This window comes from Paenibacillus farraposensis (assembly GCF_020736845.1).
Taxonomy (GTDB): domain Bacteria; phylum Bacillota; class Bacilli; order Paenibacillales; family Paenibacillaceae; genus Paenibacillus; species Paenibacillus farraposensis.
The window spans coordinates 798,911-816,872 of sequence record NZ_JAFFQR010000112.1 but is presented as its reverse complement, the minus strand read 5'-3'; the positions used below and the strand labels follow the sequence as shown (position 1 = coordinate 816,872).

The window sequence follows — 17,962 nt, the reverse complement described above, 5'->3', positions numbered from 1 at the left end:
TCAAACAATTAAAGGAGAAGAAAGCATGTGCACCAATTCTCTTCTGGAACTTTCTGGTTGGAAAGAGGATCAGGAATTAACCCTATTACTTTCTTTATTGCCCAAAGATGCTGCTCCATCGTCAAAAACGTTCGCTGCCGCCCGTCCGGATAGGCTGGATTGGGCCCGTCTGTTGCGTCTGGCAGAGCATCACCGGGTCGTACCGCTGGTATATCTCCAGCTGAAAAAAGCAAATTATCCGCTCATTCCCGCAGAGCTGCTGCGAAGCCTTCAGGCGCAGTATCACCGAAATACGCTGCGTATGCTTTATCTCCAGGCAGAAGCCGAGCGTCTGACGAGATTGCTCATGGCTCGCGGCATCCGTGTGCTTATCCTCAAGGGACCTGCACTGGCGCAGCAATTATACGGGGATGTTTCTCTACGTACCTCGAGTGACATAGATTTACTCATTGCGCCGAATGACATGGATGACGCCGAGCATTGGATACAAGAAGCTGGTTATGAGTCCAAAAGCGGAGCAGCACGTGTCCTTGGCAGCTGGAAGTGGAAGGATCATCATATCTCCTTCCTTCATCCGCACAAGCGGGTAGAGGTGGAGCTGCATTGGCGGCTTCACCCGGATGCGGGCGGGGAACCCTCTTTTGATGAGCTGTGGAGCCGCCGGCAATTCATCGAATCATCTGGAGTGAAGTGGAGGGTACAACCGGCATCCGCTGACGACCGTACGGTGATGACGACCTGCACATACACACTCGGTAGGGAGCATCAGTTCCTGTACCTTAGTGCTCACGGGGCCCGTCACGGCTGGGTTACACTGCGCTGGCTGGTCGACATCGACAGACTCGCCGCCTGCGCTCTCGATTGGGAGGCGCTGCCGTTGCTCATGCGCCGCTATGGTGGCCTGCCTGCGGGCGGGCAGGCCTGTACGCTCGCCGCTGCGCTGCTGGGCACGCCGATCCCGGAGCCGCTGCGTCCGATAGCCGCTACCCGGCAGGCACACAGGCTCGCGCTGAGCGCGCTGGCCTTCATACAGGTCAGCGTTCCCGTATCGCACCCGGTTAGCGGGCCGGGTGCGAATGGAACGGCTGCGTCAAAGCATTCGCAAAACATGGCTTTGACGCAGCCGGTGGAAACCGCCCCTTCGGATGGCGGTGCCTCAGTCGGCAGTGCAGTAGTCGGCGGAGCTTTTGGCGAAGCTGCTCTGCGCGCCCTAAGTGTTGCCGCTGGCACTGCGAAAGATGCCAGCAGCGCGACCAGCAACACGGTGAACACGGCTGTGAGCTGTATCGCCAGATCCACGACGAGTGCTGCTGCAGCCGTCTCCGGCCCTGCCGTTGCTGGAGCTACAGCGGTCACACCTCATCCCATTAGCCGGGCTTACTTGCTTGCTTTAAAGGAGCCAAGATACAGACTGCTTTATTTTATTAGCCGCTTGTTTCCTTCTACGAGTGATCCGGCCATGCTGCCGCTGCCTCGCAAGCTGCATTTTTTGTATATCCCTTTACATCCATTGCTTTGGCTAAAACGGCGATTTTCAAAGCACTGACCCGATGAGGAGTGTGCATTATGATTCACCTGCGATTATATATAACCAAGCTGTACACCGTGAACGGCGGTGCGCTATTTCTCAATCTCGGCTGTATGATGATCATCAGCCTGCTTGAGGGCTTTGGCATTTATATGCTTGTCCCAATGCTCGCGGCCATCGGTGTATTTTCCGGTCATTCAGGATTGCCGTTTCTGTCCGAGGGTTTTGATCATTTTTTGCCGAATATCCCAAAAAGCTGGCTGTTGCCGGGGATGCTGCTGCTTTTTGTGGTGCTGCTTACAGGACAGGCCCTGCTTCAGCGCTACCAATCTGTCCTGAGCTCACAGATTCAGCAGCGTTTTATGCGCTCACTTCGAATAGACGTCTACACCTCCTTTATGAAGGCGCAGTGGACTTTTTATTTGCGCCAGCGTAAATCTGATTTTAGCCATGTAATGACGACCGAGCTGGCACGTGTCAGTCAGGGAACCAATTTGCTTCTTCAACTCACCACAGCCGTCATTTTTACGCTGATTCAGGTTGCACTGGCTTTTTGGTTGTCCCCTTCTTTAACCGGATTGGTATTCCTAAGCGGGTTGGGGCTGTTTGTCGTGTTCCGCCGCTCCATCCGAAATGCCAAGCAGCTCGGTGACCGTACCACTGAGCTTTCACAGATTTATTTTGCCGGTATTACCGATCACATGAATGGAATGAAGGATATTAAAAGCAATCTGCTCGAGGCTGCAAATATCGATTGGTTTCGCTCCCTTACGCAACGCATGGAGGATAATTCGACCCAATTTGTCCGGCAAAATGCCACCACACAGTTTTTGCATCGCACGGCGGCAGCAGTATTTGTGGTTTGTCTTATTTTTGCCTCACTGCAATGGCTGCATGTCTTACCTGAAAAGCTGATTGTGCTGATTCTCATCTTTTCCCGCTTATGGCCCAGATTTGCTCTGATCCAGGCGAGTCTCGAATATATCATGTCCATGATGTCTGCTTTTGAGAGTGTAGCCAAGGTGCAGCAGGAATGCGAGGCTTTCTCAGACCCGTCGTTGATTGCAGTTACATCCTCTGCGGCCCGCGTTTCACCCGATGCATCAGTACTTCATAGATCTGCATCTGTACGGTCCCCCATGCTATTGCGCAGCGGAATTGAATGCAGTGGCCTTGATTACCGCTATGATGGTGCAGCAGAGCCGGCACTGCGCCACATTAATCTGTTCATCCCTGCCAGGGGGATGACAGCTATAGTCGGGAAATCGGGAGCAGGCAAGAGTACGATGGTCGATGTGCTGATGGGGTTTCTGCGTCCAACTCAGGGGGAGGTCAAAATTGACGGACACGTTCTGGATGACGAACTGCTGCCAGAATGGCGGCAATCGTTTGGATACGTGTCACAGGACCCTTTCCTGTTCCATGCCACTGTCCGTGAAAATCTGAAGCTGGCGGATAAGGATGCCAGCGAGGAGGATCTATGGAAGGCACTGCATTTTGCCGCCGCAGACAGCTTTGTGGCCAGACTGCCCGAGGGGCTGGATACGGTTATTGGAGATCGCGGGATTCGCCTTTCTGGAGGGGAACGGCAGCGATTGGTTTTAGCGCGGGCCGTTTTGCATCATCCTCCGGTACTCATATTGGATGAAGCGACAAGTGCGCTGGACGGGGAGCATGAAGCTGCTATTCAAGCGGCACTGGAGCGGATGAAAGGCCAAATGACGTTGATTGTTATCGCTCACCGTCTGTCAACGATTCGTCATGCGGATCAGATTGTCGTGCTGGAGCAAGGTGAGGTCATACAGCAGGGGAATTATCGGGAGCTGGCAGAAGAGGAGCGGGGGGCGTTTAGCCAACTGCTGTCGTATCAAAGCAGTGTTGCCGCCACTCCTTAGCCTGCTTTCCTGCTTTATTGAGCTGTTCTTCTTTTCTCAAGTTTCTTTTCGTTTGGCGGTGCTTCTTCTTTTTTTGATCGGAGCCGGAGAGAGGCCATCGCCTGCGGCCGTCTGCTGTGCTGTAGACGCAGCCGGTTTACGCGCAGGGCGTTTTTTCGCAGCAGCAGGGCCGGGGTCGGCAGCAACAGGCTTCACTGCCTCGATACTGGCCTGCAGGGCGGCCATTAAATCCACCACATTTGTCTGCGGCTGGGTTGGAGCGACTCGCACTTCTTCTCCGGCCACTTTATGCTGAATGAGATCCAGCAGACGCTCACGATACTGATCGGTATATTTTGCCGCATCAAACGGTGTAGATAGCTGTTCAATCAACATTTTTGCCATCGTCAGCTCCTTCTCTTTAACCTCCTCCTGGCCCGGTAAGTTGGGGACTTGAGCAATTGGACGAATTTCATCCGGGTAAAACATCGTTTCTACTGCCAAACACTCATCCAGCACTCGAATAGCTGCCAGGCTGCTTTTGGAGCGGATAGCAATTTGGGCAATACCGATTTTTCCGGTATCCTTCATTGCATTCATGAGCAGCTTATATGCATTGGAGCCCGTCTGATCCGGGGATAAATAATACGTTTTTTGAAAATAAATCGGGTCGATTTCCTGTAAGTCCACAAAATCCAGAATGACTATGTTTTTATCGGCCTGTCCGCTGATCTGCTCCAGTTCCTCCTTGTCGAACATGACGAATTTCCCTTTTTCATATTCGTAGCCTTTTCCAATTTCCTCCCATTCAACCTCCTTGTCACAAACGGGACACTTTCGTACATAGCTAAGGGGACTGCCGCATTCCTTATGAATGTAGCGCATGGAAATATCCTTGTCCTCCGTAGCTGAAAACATTTTAACAGGCACATGAACCAGCCCGAAGCTGATGGCGCCTTTCCAGACCGTATGCATACCGTCCCAGCCCTCCCTTTTTCATCAGTCATTTGCATCATTCGATTCCGGACGTCCTGGTTGTGAGCATATCATTTTTCACTTGGAAAGTTTCATCTAGTATGCTTCATACAAAGGATTGTATGAGGTGTAAATGAAGGCTGCAAATTTCTGCTGCTTGCCGCATGGTTGCAGTTTTTTTGGTGCATAGTAAGGCATATCCGATTCAAAAGGAGGTACACATTTTATGCCTGGAAAATCCTATCCTCGGCAGATCCGTCATCGATTGGGTCAAAGTCATATCGCCTTTCGGGGGCCCGCTGGAGGCGAACAGGATGCATTGCCGCCCGAGTTTGCCCGTTCCCATGGGGTCCGGCCGCCTTTTCCCGTAGCTGTGGGTCATGTGGATTTGGAGGCTGTGGTTTCAAGTTCGCCTTCTCATAATATCCCTTCATTGGACTATGAACGGATTATAGATGAGGACTAAATTGGTGAACATGATTTTGATAAAAAACAATCCATCAGGAGGAGAAGAATAGCATGAACGCAGAACGAGCAAAAGCCATTTATGATTCATCCGATACCATTGCCGTACAACTGGACGGCAAACCGATCTGGATTGAGCATGTTGACGAAGCGAACGGTATGGCAACCGTACAGATAGGCAGCAGACCTGGCAATACCCAAACCGTAAGTGTGGATCGTCTCAAAGAACAATAGGAGATGGACAGCAAGCATCTGGTCTTTATCTATGGCGCTGAGCATCAATATTCCAGAGGTTTATCCATTATAGTCACCTTATAGCACACTAATAAAGCGCCCCAAAAGGCGCTTTTTAATATGGTATGTTATAACTTTATAGAGAGCGATCATCATAATATGAAAGGAGGACATTGAAAATGAATGGAGCGATCAGGTTGAATCAGGAAAAACCGACACTGAAACGTTACTCTCGAAAGATAGGACAAGGCGATGGGATCGAATGGGGATATTCGATGATTTAAGGGACCGACTGATGGATATCATTTAAAGATGGAGCGTCTATCGGCTGTTGAATTTATTGTAGATATTGCAAATGGCAAGTGCTCTTTGGAACAGATTAGTATTCTTCGTAAATACTCCGTTTCAAAACAATAGTTAGTATTAGGGTTGCATACATAGCTCTGACCCCTCTGTACAGTGAACTGATACAGGGCTAAAAACAGAATAGACGTACATAGCCGCGGTCTTGCAGGAAACTGTGGCTATTTTTTATGATGGTCAAGCTCACGCAAAATGTACATCCGCAGCCGCGAGCAAACGCACAAAACGATTGCCAAGCACCGCATTGTGATGAGCTACAATTTGTTCGCCGCTTAGCACCTTGTTATCAAATGTACTGTGCGCATCCGATACAAGTACATGGTTTTGATATCCCAAACCATAGGCGCTTCGGCAAGTGGTGTCGAGGCAAAACTCGGTCTGCATCCCCGCAATTACGAGCTGATCGGCTCCGATTTCCTCAAACACATGCAGCAACTCAATTTGGTAAAAGCTGTCCCAGGATGTTTTGCGGACAACTCGTTCATGAGGGAGAGGATGCACGACGCCAGAGATGGCCCAGCCTGCACTGTTTTCCCGGTAATCCTCATCCGTTTCATCGGTATGCTGCACAAAAATCACCGGTGTGCCTGCCGCTCTGGCTTTGGCCAAAATCTGCTGTAAATTCGCTACAACTTCCTGCTCACGATACAGCTTTTCATCATACATAAACATAGCCTGCTGTACATCAATCATGAGTAAAACGTTTTGTCCCATCTGTTCATTCCCTCCTTGTGTGTCTTACTTAACATACAATGGCATGTCTTCATGCCTTGCGGCGACATAAGGTGAACTATATAATTAAAAACAAGTTGGAACGGTCCGTTGTGGACGAAAGGTGATTAAAAGACATGACAATTTCGCAGGAACAGTATACATTTCGTTCTGCTGCCGAGGCGCAGACCGGGGCTTTGGCGGGTGATTTGGCAGCCCTGGCCGTTCCCGGAACGGTGATCGTGCTGGACGGAGATCTGGGGGCAGGTAAAACTGCTTTCTCCAAAGCTTTTGCCAGCCATTTGGGTGTTGCGGGTATCGTGAACAGCCCGACTTTTACGCTCATCAAGGAGTATGAAGGCCGTTTGCCCTTGTACCATATGGATGTGTACCGCATCAACCAGGATGAGGCGGAGGACCTCGGGCTGGATGAGTATTTTTACGGAACAGGAGTATGTCTGGTGGAATGGGGCAGTATTATACCCGATATATTGCCGGAGCAGAGGCTTCACATTTATATAGAAACGACAGATACCGGGGAGCGCTTGATTCATTTGACCGGGTATGGCGAGCCTTATGAACAATGGTGCCGCAGTTTGCGGGAGAATGGAGTTTGAACCATGCAAAGAGAGCATACAGATATAAATGTAAAACCGCGTGAGCGGTTTTTGGTGTTAGATACAGCGACGACCGTGATGGCGGCTGCCCTGATGAACGGAACAGAGCTGCTGCGCGAAAGCAACGTTTATGGCGAACGAAATCACTCGGTACATGTTATTACCGAGCTGGAGCGGCTTCTTAACGAAGAAGGGCTGACACGCGATGACGTGAACGGTATCGCTGTTGGTGTCGGACCGGGTTCTTACACCGGTATTCGGATTGCGGTGACTGCAGCCAAAACACTCGCTTGGGCCTGGGGTGTCCCGGTGACTTCCATATCCACTTTACACGCGTTGGCTTGGGGTGGCTGGAATCGTGGTGCTGTGATGCAGGAGCAAGAAGGGAAAGGCGGGCTGGCAAGTAACGGCCCGGCTGGAGGGCAGGCAGCTGACTGGATTGTGCCTGTACTGGATGCGCGTCGTGGACAGGTTTACACAGGCCTGTTCGCCGTGCACACGGAAGGCGGTGCAGACATCCCGCAGCGGCTGGAGCCGGATGCCATCCGGTTGATGTCCGCCTGGACCGAGGACCTGCTGCAACGGCTGGAGGCGCTGCCTTCTGAAAAGCGTCCTGCTGCTATTTGGCTGGTCGGTGAAACGGCAATTCACGCCGAAACAGCCGAGCGCCTGCGCGCATGGAGCAAGCTTCGTATCGTACCCTATGAGCTGGAAGGAAAATGGGTTGGCCGTCTTGGGGCGGATAAGCTGCTCCGTCAGGAACATGACGACCTACATACGCTGGTTCCGAACTATACCCAGCTGGCCGAGGCGGAGGCCAATCTGCTTCGCCAGCACTAAAGAGAGCGGTGAACAACATGGCAAAGAACATGCAGCAGAAAGAGAAGCTTGAGTTTCGCTTGATGCAGCTGGATGATATTCCCGATGTTCTGGAGATTGAGCATGAAGCGTTCACGCTGCCGTGGACGGAGGAAGCATTCCGCAATGAGTTGACACTGAATCATTTTGCCAAATATATGATTATGGAGCTGAACGGGCAAGCCATCGGCTATGCGGGCATGTGGACGGTTATGGATGAGGCCCATATTACAAATATCGCCGTCCGCGAGGCTTTTCGCGGGCGCAAGCTTGGAGACAGGCTGTTGGATGAGTTGATGCAAACCGCCTCCTATTTAGGAATGGAGCGTATGACGCTGGAGGTACGGGTAACGAATCGGGTTGCCCAGAGCTTGTATGAGAAAAAGGGCTTTAAGCCCGCGGGTATCCGCAAAGGCTATTATTCGGATAATAACGAGGATGCTGTGATCATGTGGGCGGATCTCCCTGCGCATGAGGCATCTGATCGACAGGAAGGAAGCGTGCAGGAGCAATGATGCAAGAGGAAAAAGCAGGTACAGGCATCGCCTCCGGCGAGCCTTGCTATATACTGGCCGTGGAGACGAGTTGTGATGAGACGGCTGTTTCCGTCGTGAAAAATGGTACAGAGGTACTTTCCAATCTCATTTCCAGCCAGATTGAAATACATAAAGCCTTTGGCGGTGTAGTGCCAGAGGTGGCATCGCGCAAGCATGTGGAGAGCATTACTTATATGCTGGACGAAGCTGTACGAGCATCGGGAATTGCGCCCCGTGATCTTTCGGCAGTTGCGGTAACGCAAGGACCGGGCCTCGTAGGCGCATTGCTGGTTGGTATTGTCGCCGCCAAGAGTACCGCCATGGCGTTCGGCAAGCCGCTGATCGGGACGCATCATATCGCGGGCCATATTTATGCCAACCAGTTGGAGCACGATATTGTATATCCGTGCATCGCGCTTGTGGTGTCGGGAGGGCATACAGAGCTGGTGCTGATGAAGTCCGAAGGCCATTTTCAACTCATTGGCCGGACAAGGGATGATGCGGTCGGGGAAGCCTATGACAAAGTAGCGCGAGCCATTGGATTTCCGTATCCCGGAGGTCCGCATGTGGATCGGGTGGCTCATGAATCGGAGGAAGTTGTCACTTTACCGCGTGCATGGCTGGAGCCGGATTCTTATGATTTCAGCTTTAGTGGTTTGAAATCTGCGGTGCTGAATGTGATTAATCAGGCGAAAATGCGCGGAGAAGCCGTTCAAGCCGGAGCGATCGCAAGAGGCTTTCAAGAGTCGGTAGTAGAGGTGCTGGTCGAAAAAGCGATTCGTGCCATGCATGAATACCATGCGAAGCAGCTCCTGCTCTGCGGGGGGGTTGCCGCCAATCGCGGACTGCGTACAGCATTGCGTGAGCGCTGCGGGCGTGAAGGAATCGAGCTGCTTGTACCATCCATGAAATATTGTACAGACAATGCAGCCATGATCGGTGCTGCGGCCTACGCCAAGTGGAAGCGCGGCGAATTTACCTCATTGGATATGAAGGCAGACCCAGGGCTGTCTCTGGAGGAATGGTCTGTCCGATCTTAATTGAAAAATGAGCAAGACACGACACAGTTGAGGTCGTGTCTTTTTTTTCAAGTGGTATATTTAAAGGAATTTGAGCTGGTCCATAAATAGCATCTCATCCTCCCGCATGATTCGCCACAATCCTTCACGCTCTTTCAGGATTCATCAAAAAAATCGGAGCATTGAATACTCCCTGAATAATAATATGATTTGTCAAGTTGTGAACAAAGTTATCCACATATACCATTGGAAATGTGGATAATCAAGCTGGAAGCAAGCAGACCAAGACTTTTGGCAGATCGCAAACCCGGGGATATGTTGTGCTTTTATCTATAATGAAATCTGTGGATAATGTGGATAGAGCGGTGGATAAATTTGGTTTTCACTTTAAGATGGCTTTTGGGCAATAAAAAAATGGCCCAAAAGGCCATTTTTCAATATCGTCCATTTATATGATTTGTGGATATTCCTGTGTACAAAAAGATGGAAGAGGGAAATGTGAAATTTTCAGGTTAAAAGGTTAGCAGCAGTCTTTAATTATCCAACAGTTCTTCCCAAGACGCATAGGTTTGAGCCAACTCCTGTTTATGATTGTCGAGTTGGGCTTGAATATCCTGGAGCGCCGTGTAGTCCTGATAAATCTCTGGCAGCGTCATTTGCTCCTCCAATCCCAAAATTTGCTCTTCCAGCGCTTTGATTTGATTTTCCAGCGCTTCCAGCTTACGCTGCCGGCTGCGTTCCTCGCTCTTGGCTTGTTTGTCTGCCGCATAGATGGCAGCGCGTGATTTAGGTGGTGTCTCACCTGTTGCCGATGTAGAGGCAGTCGATGTTTTGCTGCGTGCTGCCTGACCGCTTTGTTGAGCTTCCTGGGCTATTTCCTCCAGCTCCAGCTTTTTGGCTACATAGTCATCATAATTCCCCAGGAAATGTTGGATTCCTTCAGGATGAAGCTCAATAACACGCTCTGCCATTTTATTGAGGAAATAACGGTCATGGGAAATGAATAACAGTGTGCCGTCGTAGTCCATCAAAGCAGCCTCCAGCACTTCTTTGCTGAACAGATCCAGATGGTTGGTAGGTTCATCGAGAATCAGCACATTTGCTTCGCGAAGCATCAGCTTGGCCAGAGACACGCGGGCTTTTTCCCCGCCGCTTAATGTCGCTATCTTTTTTAGCACATCGTCGCCACTGAACAGGAAATTACCCAGAACCGTACGAATCCGTGCTTCCTCCATATGAGGGTATTCGCTCCACAGCTCCTCGAGCACGGTATTGGCCGGGTTCAGATTCGTCTGCTCCTGGTCATACAGTCCAATCTTGATCTTCGTGCCCCAGTGAATGGAGCCGGCAGCAGGTTTGAGCGTTCCGGTCAGACACTTGAGCAGCGTCGATTTTCCGATTCCGTTCGGACCGATCAGTGCCACCGTATCTCCACGCTTTAAGTCAAAGGATGCATGCCGGAATAAAGGCTCTTTACCTTCATACCCTACGGAGAGATCGCGCACTTCCAGTACTTCCTTACCCGACATAAAGGCGGTTTCGAAGGAAAAATGAGCCTTTTTCAAATCGCCCATAGGTCGATCCATACGCTCCATTTTATCCAGCTGCTTGCGGCGGCTCTGGGCACGTTTGGTTGTGGAGGCTCGCACGATATTACGTTGTATAAATGCCTCCATACGGGTGATTTCCTCTTGCTGCTTTTCGTAATGCTTGAGATTCGTTTCATACTCGGCAGCCTTCAGTTCCATATAGCGGCTATAGTTGCCTGTATAGCGAGTGGAGCGGTGGCGCTCGATTTCAATAATCGTCGTTACCAGCCGGTCCAGAAAATATCGGTCATGGGACACGACCAACAGAGAGCCGGAATAGCCGCGCAGATAGTCTTCAAGCCAGGTCAAGGTCTGGATATCGAGATAGTTGGTCGGCTCATCGAGCATAAGCACGTCCGGAGCGAGCAGCAGAATGCGTGCCAGTGCAAGACGTGTTTTCTGCCCGCCGCTCAGCGTAGCTACAGGCGTCTCGGGTGCGAATGAACCAAAACCCATGCCATGCAGCACGCTGCGAATGCGGGTCTCCATTTCATAGCCGCCGTGATCCTTGAACCAGTCTGACCGTCGTGCATAGCGCTCAAGTAGATCGGCATAACGCTTTTCGTTCTGCGCATTGGCCGGATCAGCGATTTCCTGCTCCATTTGCCTCAATTCCTGCTCAGTTTCAATCAACGGGGCGAATACCAGCATCATTTCATCCCAGATCGAGCGATCCGAGTACAAGCCGCTGTTCTGTGCCAGATAACCGATGCGGGTCTCCTTTGCCTTGAAAATTTGGCCGCTGTCATAGGATATTTCACCAGCGATAATTTTGAGCAGGGTCGATTTGCCTGCACCGTTCACACCTACCAGTCCAATGCGTTCACGTTCTAATATTTGAAGGTTAATCCCGTCCAGAACGGGCTCAATTCCATAGGATTTTGTAATTCCGGTTACTTGCAATAGCATCGCGTATCGTTCCTCCATTACATTTTGCACAGTTTCCCTGCTTTCCCGGCAGGTACCTTCCTTCCAGTTTACATGAAAATACCCGCTATTGCACTGCTATTGCCTCGTAAACCCTTGAGCCGCGTGTAGTCAATTTGTATAAACAATGATAAACTTAAATAAGGACTGAAAAAGAATGAAAAAAACTTGCAACGTACAGCACTTACTACAAATAAACGATTGTAACGTTTTGTAGCATTTTCGACGATTCATGCAGGAGGGCGGATAGATGGATGTCTGTAGTGTGAAGAATGCGCTACGAAGGCAACAAAGGGAAGCGCGTGATTCCATGAACCTGCTGACAAGGCAGAAAGCATCGGCTGCGGCCTGTCGGCATGCAATCGAGGCATGGGAGCAGCTTAGAATAGACAGGAACGGGGAAAAGCTAACCTTATTTAGTTATCTCTCATTTGGCAGCGAGATTTCGACGGCCCCCCTCATTGAGCATTGCTGGTCGCAGGGGGATCGTGTTCTGGCCCCGAGAGTGAATCCGGCAACCCGGACCATGGAGCTAAGAGAAATGGATCAACACGAAGATATCGTGCCAGGTATTTGGAACATTCCTGAGCCTGCATTGACATGCGAGGAATGGCTGCCTGCAAGGTGGATGGAAATTGACTGGGTTGTTGTACCCGGCCTGGCCTTTGATCGCCTGGGAGGCAGAATTGGCTACGGCGGGGGCTACTATGACCGCTTTACCGCACAGGTAAAGGCAGGGAAGCATAACAGCGCCTGCCCAGGTCCGCTTTATGTCTCGCTGCTGCTGCCAGGACAGTTGCTGGAGCGAGTGCCCATGGAGCCGGGGGATTTGAGCGTGGATGTGCTATTTACCCCCGACGGGTCTTTAGATTGTGATCATGCAAAATCGACAAATGACGAATAAAACGAAGCTTTGGATGCGAAAGGAGCTGTTAGGGAGTCGTGGATTCCTTTACTCATTTTAACGACCAGGGACGGGCTCGTATGGTGGATATTTCGGGCAAAGCGTCTACGGTTCGCACAGCAGTCGCCGTAACACAAATTACGATGGATCCGGCTACATTGACGGCTGTGAAAGAAGGAAGGATTAGCAAGGGTGATGTTCTTGCTGTAGCGCAGGTCGCCGGGATTCAAGGCGCTAAAAAAACGTCGGACTGGATTCCGATGTGTCATCCGCTGGCCCTGACAGGTGTAAACATTATGTTTTCCGATAATGGGCATGATGTGCTTCATATTGAAGCCGAAGTGAAGACCGAGGGGAAAACAGGCGTAGAAATGGAAGCTTTGACAGCGGCTTCAGCCGCAGCGTTAACCGTATATGATATGTGCAAGGCGCTGCAAAAAGATATGATCATCGGCCCTACCATGCTGCAATCGAAAACAGGCGGCAAGCATGGGGATTTTCAAAGGGAGGACCACCGGAAACCTTGACATAGATAACGTGTCGCCGAGAGGGTACTGTGATGTGATAGAGGATGCAGCGTGGCTGTTTCTGATTTTCAGAAGAGAAAGTATTCTTTCATGATAGGAGAAGGGTGATCTTATGGTGTGGAAAACGGCGATCCTGACAGCCAGCGATAAAGGGGCAAGGGGAGAGCGTGAGGATACAAGCGCACAGGTCATCCGGGAGCTCGTCGAAGAAGAACTGGGCGGAGAGATTGTAGAGTACCGGATCGTTCCCGATGAACCGGATGAAATTATTGCGGCTTTAATCGAAATGACCGACTATTTTCATGCAGACCTGGTATTGACTACAGGCGGAACCGAACTGGCCATCCGTGATGTGACACCCGAGGCAACCCGGCGGGTCGTAGAACGGGAAGTGCCAGGCATGGCAGAAGCAATGAGAATGAACGTCATGCAGAAAAATCCGGCGGCTATGCTATTTCGAGGAATTGTTGGAATACGCGGACGTACGCTGATCGTAAATTTACCGGGAACGCCCAAAGGCGTGCATGAAAATTTGGCAGCGATTATGGACCAGCTTCCAGAGGCGCTTCTGATGGTGACAGGCCAGTTCCGGTAGAAGGCAGCATTTGTGTATGGTATGATACCCGTAAGAATTCATAAGGGATGTACGGGCAAAAGAGGAACTCAATGCCTGTCAACATAAGGAGGATTACTGTACATGCCGAATATTGGAGCACCGGGTTATATTTTGTTGATTATTCTGGCCCTGCTGCTGTTTGGTCCAAACAAGCTGCCTGAGCTGGGACGAGCTGTGGGGCGTACATTCCGTGAGTTTAAAAACGGGGCACGCGATATATTATCCGAAGACGAGCGGGCGGAGCGTAAAGACGCCAAAAATAATGCGGTCCAAGCATCTCAGCTGGTGTCTTCAGAAGCTCAGTCTCAGCCTGAGGATAAACGGTTGCCGTAAAATTCGTTTTTAATTCGTTCTTCTTGCAATGAACATGAGCCTCTTCTTCAGGGAAGGGCTTTATTTTTTAGGGCTGATGCAGCTACAGCATTCCGTTCGGAAAGGAGGAGTGGGCTTGATCTCATCAGAGCATGAAATGTCGCTAATGGAACATCTGGGCGAGCTTCGCCGCAGAATTATTTATGTGCTGATCGTATTTGCCCTGGCGCTGGCAGGCGGCTTATTCGTGGCGGGCCCTGTCTATGAATGGCTTATTCGCTCCGGCTCGGCGCAGGCTTTTCAGCTGAATGCCTTTTCCTTTTGGGACGGGATCGGTATCTACATGAAAATTGCTATGATCATCGGAATTGCGGTAGCGCTGCCGTTTGCGTGCTATCAGCTATGGAGGTTTGTCAGTCCCGGATTGCGGCCGCAAGAGCGGAGTGCGACGTTGCGTTATGTGCCGTATGTGCTGCTTTTGTTTATCGTTGGCACAGCTTTTGCTTATTTCATTATTTTCCCGATGGCCGTGCAGTTTACATCATCGGTCACCAAAAGCATGGGCTTGCATGAAACGTACGGTATCGCGCAATATTTCACCTTTATGTTTAATATTGTGCTGCCTGTGGCACTTTTGTTTGAGCTTCCCTTGCTGGTCATGTTTCTGACGGGAATTCGTGTTCTGACTCCAATCAGGCTTCGCAAATGGCGGAAAATGTCATATTTTCTGCTTGTGTTCGTCGCGGTGGTCATTACCCCGCCGGATTTTATATCTGATTTCTTGGTATCGATCCCGTTGCTGGTACTATATGAAGCGAGTGTATTTTTGTCATCGGTCGTATACCGCAGGCAACTGCGTGCACAGGAGGAGCGGGAGGCCAACATGTGCATAGTACATGATTAACGGGATTGGGCATGTTTGGCTGCATCTGTGTATCATGAAAAGCAGGTATTCATGTCTTAAACATAATTGTCCGGTTATAGAACGGTTATTTTTAAGACAGATGGAAATAATTGTGAGGAGCTGTCCGTAAAAATTCCCATAAAAAATACATTAGGGACTTGAAATTCAATCTCAAGTTGAGTATCATAAAGTTGGTTGTTAGCACTGACGACTGTTGAGTGCTAATTACATACAGCATAACAACCGAATTACAGGAGAAAACACTTAATAAGGAGGCTATTTTTTCATGATCAAACCTTTGGGTGAACGCGTATTGGTGGAAGCAATTGAGCAAGAGCAAACGACTTCCTTCGGGATCGTACTTCCTGACTCTGCCAAGGAAAAGCCGCAAGAAGGCAAAGTTATCGCGGTTGGTGCAGGCGCATTGAAAGACGGTGCCCGTATTCCTCTGGAAGTAAAAGAAGGCGACCGTGTTATTTTCTCTAAATACGCTGGAACGGAAATCAAATATGATGGTAAAGAATATTTGATTATGAAAGAAAGCGATATCCACGCGATCATCGGTTAACCGGAATCCGGATAGGATCTGAATATAGGAATTGAACGACTCATTCATAATCCATAGGGAGGTTTTACACAAATGGCTAAAGATATTAAATTCAGTGAAGACGCTCGCCGCTCCATGCTGCGCGGGGTAGACGCATTGGCTAACGCTGTTAAAGTAACACTCGGACCGAAAGGCCGCAACGTTGTACTCGAGAAAAAATTCGGAAGCCCGCTTATCACCAATGACGGTGTTACGATTGCAAAAGAAATTGAGCTGGAAGACGCGTTCGAAAACATGGGTGCTCAATTAGTTAAAGAAGTAGCAACCAAAACGAACGATGTAGCTGGTGACGGTACAACTACGGCTACAGTTTTGGCTCAAGCCCTCATCACTGAAGGTTTGAAAAACGTAACTGCTGGCGCAAGCCCGATCGGTATCCGCAAAGGGATCGACAAAGCGGTTAAAGCGGCTGTTGCTGAACTGCAATCTATCTCCAAACCAATCGAAAGCAAGCAATCCATTGCACAAGTAGCCGGAATTTCCGCTGCTGATGATGAAGTAGGCGAGCTGATCGCTGAAGCTATGGAAAAAGTGGGCAAAGACGGTGTTATCACTGTTGAAGAATCCCGCGGTTTTGCAACAGAGCTGGAAGTCGTTGAAGGTATGCAATTTGACCGTGGCTACATTTCCCCGTACATGATTACAGATACGGACAAAATGGAAGCTGTACTGGACAATCCGTATATCCTGATTACAGATAAAAAAATCACCAACACACAAGAAATCCTGCCTTTGCTTGAAAAAATCGTACAACAAGGCAAGCCGCTCGTTCTAATCGCTGAAGACGTTGAAGGCGAAGCGCTGGCTATGCTCGTTGTCAACAAACTGCGTGGTACCTTCAACGCTGTAGCTGTTAAAGCTCCAGGTTTTGGTGACCGTCGCAAAGCAATGCTGCAAGATATCGCTGCCCTGACAGGCGGTCAAGTGATCACGGAAGAACTGGGTCTGGACCTGAAATCTGCTTCCGTAGACCAACTGGGTACAGCACGTCAAGTGCGTATCACAAAAGAAAACACGATTGTGGTTGACGGTGCTGGCAACAAAGCCGACATCGACGCTCGTGTTAGCCAAATCCGTACACAACTGGAAGAAACTACTTCCGAGTTCGACAAAGAGAAGCTGCAAGAGCGTCTGGCTAAATTGTCTGGCGGTGTAGCAGTAATCAAAGTTGGTGCGGCTACGGAAACAGAATTGAAAGAACGCAAACTGCGCATCGAAGATGCCCTGAACGCAACCCGTGCTGCGGTTGAAGAAGGTATCGTATCCGGTGGTGGTGTAGCGCTTCTGAACGTATACAGTGCGGTTGCAGCCGTTGAATTGCAAGGCGACGAGCAAACAGGCGTAAACATCGTGTTGCGCGCTCTGGAAGCTCCAATCCGTACGATCGCTGCTAACGCAGGCGAAGAAGGCTCTGTCATCGTTGAGCGTCTCAAACGCGAAGAAGTAGGCGTAGGCTACAACGCAGCTACTGGCGAATGGGTGAACATGATCGATGCAGGTATCGTTGACCCTGCGAAAGTAACTCGTTCCGCACTGCAAAACGCAGCTTCCGTAGCGGCTATGTTCCTGACTACCGAAGCGGTTATCGCTGACAAGCCAGAACCAGCAGCTCCTGCAGTTCCAGATATGGGCGGCATGGGTGGAATGGGCGGCATGATGTAAAAACGGGTCTGAAAACCCTGTAATACCGCTATTTATAAGGCTCCCGAGAGGGAGCCTTTTTTTATAAAATCACATTTCTTGCATAGTGGGGGCTTCCTGTGGGAAATTGAAGTTCTGGATCGGCTACACTTAGTTGGACAAGAAAAATAAATGCCAAAACAACAACAGCGAACCTTCACCTCAGAATTTAAAAAGTAAATGGTGCAACTCTATGAAAACGGGAAATCCCGGGCAGCGATTGTGGAGGAATATGGACTCACAGCTTCAGCTTTAGATCGCTGGATCAAGCAAGCTCAGACGTCAGGCTCCTTCAAGGAGAAAGACAATCGTTCTTCAGATAAAAACGAGCTGATGGCTTTGCGAAAAGTGAACCAGCGTTTGAAGATGGAGGTCGATATTTTAAAGCAAGCCGCGCTGATCATGGGACGAAAGTAGCTATCATCCAGAACAATCGTGATAAATACTCAGTATCAGCAATGTGCGACGTCCTGCAAATGGCAAGAAGTACGTTCTACTATGAAGCCAGGGAACGGGTCCATGAAGATGATATGACCGAAGCGGTTGTGGATATCTTCCACAAAAACCGAAAAGCCTACGGCACACGGCAAGATCAAGTTCAAGCTCCATGAACGCGGATTCGTGGTGTCCAGACGCCGAATTAGCCGGATCATGAAAGAACAAGGACTGGTTTCCACGTACACGGTGGCGCAGTATAAGCCACACAAAGCCGCATG

The 17,962-nt window shown here is 50.0% G+C and carries 18 protein-coding genes and 1 pseudogene; 16 read left to right on the top strand and 3 right to left on the bottom strand.

Going from position 1 to position 17,962, the window contains the following annotated elements; translation table 11 throughout:
* Positions 1–25: 25 nt before the first annotated feature.
* Both JO375_RS22625 and JO375_RS22620 read left to right on the top strand, forming a co-directional pair.
* The gene (locus tag JO375_RS22625) at positions 26–1,546 is read left to right on the top strand and encodes a nucleotidyltransferase domain-containing protein (RefSeq protein WP_229526566.1); all 1,521 of its coding nucleotides are present in this window, start codon (positions 26–28) and stop codon (positions 1,544–1,546) included.
* 20 nt (positions 1,547–1,566) lie between these two features.
* Positions 1,567–3,423 (top strand): ABC transporter ATP-binding protein, encoded by a 1,857-nt coding sequence (locus JO375_RS22620; protein WP_229526565.1) that lies wholly within the window; start codon positions 1,567–1,569, stop codon positions 3,421–3,423.
* Positions 3,424–3,459: 36 nt separating this feature from the next.
* Here the strand turns inward: JO375_RS22620 and ku are convergent, their stop codons facing one another.
* Positions 3,460–4,377, bottom strand: coding sequence for a non-homologous end joining protein Ku (ku, locus tag JO375_RS22615; protein WP_229526564.1), 918 nt, complete (start codon positions 4,375–4,377; stop codon positions 3,460–3,462).
* Between the two features lie 226 nt (positions 4,378–4,603).
* On the opposite strand from ku, the gene JO375_RS22610 reads away from it, so the two are divergent.
* Positions 4,604–4,843, top strand: coding sequence for a hypothetical protein (locus JO375_RS22610; protein ID WP_229526563.1), 240 nt, complete (start codon positions 4,604–4,606; stop codon positions 4,841–4,843).
* Positions 4,844–4,896: 53 nt separating this feature from the next.
* A complete protein-coding gene (locus JO375_RS22605) occupies positions 4,897–5,076 on the top strand; it encodes an H-type small acid-soluble spore protein (protein WP_229526562.1) in 180 nt (59 codons plus the stop codon).
* 546 nt (positions 5,077–5,622) lie between these two features.
* Here JO375_RS22605 and JO375_RS22600 read toward each other — a convergent pair.
* Positions 5,623–6,153 (bottom strand): cysteine hydrolase family protein, encoded by a 531-nt coding sequence (locus tag JO375_RS22600; RefSeq protein ID WP_229526561.1) that lies wholly within the window; start codon positions 6,151–6,153, stop codon positions 5,623–5,625.
* A 134-nt stretch (positions 6,154–6,287) separates the two neighbouring features.
* Here JO375_RS22600 and tsaE point away from each other — a divergent pair, with 134 nt between their 5' ends.
* The 4 genes from tsaE to tsaD are packed head-to-tail and all read left to right on the top strand — an operon-like array spanning position 6,288 to position 9,201.
* Positions 6,288–6,767 carry a tRNA (adenosine(37)-N6)-threonylcarbamoyltransferase complex ATPase subunit type 1 TsaE gene (gene tsaE, locus JO375_RS22595; protein WP_229526560.1) on the top strand — a complete coding sequence of 160 codons (480 nt, stop codon included), beginning with the start codon at positions 6,288–6,290 and terminating at the stop codon, positions 6,765–6,767.
* A gap of 3 nt (positions 6,768–6,770) precedes the next feature.
* The gene (gene tsaB / locus JO375_RS22590; RefSeq protein WP_229526559.1) at positions 6,771–7,607 is read left to right on the top strand and encodes a tRNA (adenosine(37)-N6)-threonylcarbamoyltransferase complex dimerization subunit type 1 TsaB; all 837 of its coding nucleotides are present in this window, start codon (positions 6,771–6,773) and stop codon (positions 7,605–7,607) included.
* Between the two features lie 17 nt (positions 7,608–7,624).
* Positions 7,625–8,140, top strand: coding sequence for a ribosomal protein S18-alanine N-acetyltransferase (rimI, locus tag JO375_RS22585; protein ID WP_229526558.1), 516 nt, complete (start codon positions 7,625–7,627; stop codon positions 8,138–8,140).
* Positions 8,137–9,201 carry a tRNA (adenosine(37)-N6)-threonylcarbamoyltransferase complex transferase subunit TsaD gene (gene tsaD, locus JO375_RS22580; protein WP_229526557.1) on the top strand — a complete coding sequence of 355 codons (1,065 nt, stop codon included), beginning with the start codon at positions 8,137–8,139 and terminating at the stop codon, positions 9,199–9,201. The genes rimI and tsaD overlap by 4 nt, the downstream gene beginning before the upstream one ends.
* A 512-nt stretch (positions 9,202–9,713) precedes the next feature.
* Here the strand turns inward: tsaD and JO375_RS22575 are convergent.
* On the bottom strand, positions 9,714–11,678 hold the full coding sequence (locus tag JO375_RS22575) for an ABC-F family ATP-binding cassette domain-containing protein (RefSeq protein ID WP_229526906.1): 1,965 nt from the start codon (positions 11,676–11,678) through the stop codon (positions 9,714–9,716).
* A 268-nt stretch (positions 11,679–11,946) separates the two neighbouring features.
* Here JO375_RS22575 and JO375_RS22570 point away from each other — a divergent pair, with 268 nt between their 5' ends.
* The 8 genes and pseudogenes from JO375_RS22570 to JO375_RS22535 form a co-directional block, all read left to right on the top strand.
* Complete coding sequence (locus JO375_RS22570) at positions 11,947–12,600, top strand: 5-formyltetrahydrofolate cyclo-ligase (RefSeq protein ID WP_229526556.1); 654 nt, start codon at positions 11,947–11,949, stop codon at positions 12,598–12,600.
* 38 nt (positions 12,601–12,638) lie between these two features.
* Complete coding sequence (moaC, locus tag JO375_RS22565) at positions 12,639–13,127, top strand: cyclic pyranopterin monophosphate synthase MoaC (RefSeq protein WP_229526555.1); 489 nt, start codon at positions 12,639–12,641, stop codon at positions 13,125–13,127.
* 112 nt (positions 13,128–13,239) lie between these two features.
* Positions 13,240–13,722 (top strand): MogA/MoaB family molybdenum cofactor biosynthesis protein, encoded by a 483-nt coding sequence (locus JO375_RS22560; protein ID WP_229526554.1) that lies wholly within the window; start codon positions 13,240–13,242, stop codon positions 13,720–13,722.
* Positions 13,723–13,824: 102 nt separating this feature from the next.
* Positions 13,825–14,076, top strand: a complete 252-nt coding sequence (locus JO375_RS22555) for a twin-arginine translocase TatA/TatE family subunit (protein WP_229526553.1) — start codon at positions 13,825–13,827, stop codon at positions 14,074–14,076.
* 115 nt (positions 14,077–14,191) lie between these two features.
* Positions 14,192–14,959: a twin-arginine translocase subunit TatC gene (gene tatC, locus JO375_RS22550; protein ID WP_229526552.1), complete on the top strand. Its 768-nt coding sequence runs from the start codon at positions 14,192–14,194 to the stop codon at positions 14,957–14,959.
* 286 nt (positions 14,960–15,245) lie between these two features.
* The gene (gene groES, locus JO375_RS22545) at positions 15,246–15,527 is read left to right on the top strand and encodes a co-chaperone GroES (protein WP_229526551.1); all 282 of its coding nucleotides are present in this window, start codon (positions 15,246–15,248) and stop codon (positions 15,525–15,527) included.
* A gap of 72 nt (positions 15,528–15,599) precedes the next feature.
* Positions 15,600–17,228, top strand: coding sequence for a chaperonin GroEL (groL, locus tag JO375_RS22540; protein WP_229526550.1), 1,629 nt, complete (start codon positions 15,600–15,602; stop codon positions 17,226–17,228).
* Between the two features lie 198 nt (positions 17,229–17,426).
* Positions 17,427–17,962, top strand: a pseudogene (locus JO375_RS22535) (IS3 family transposase); the annotation flags it as partial.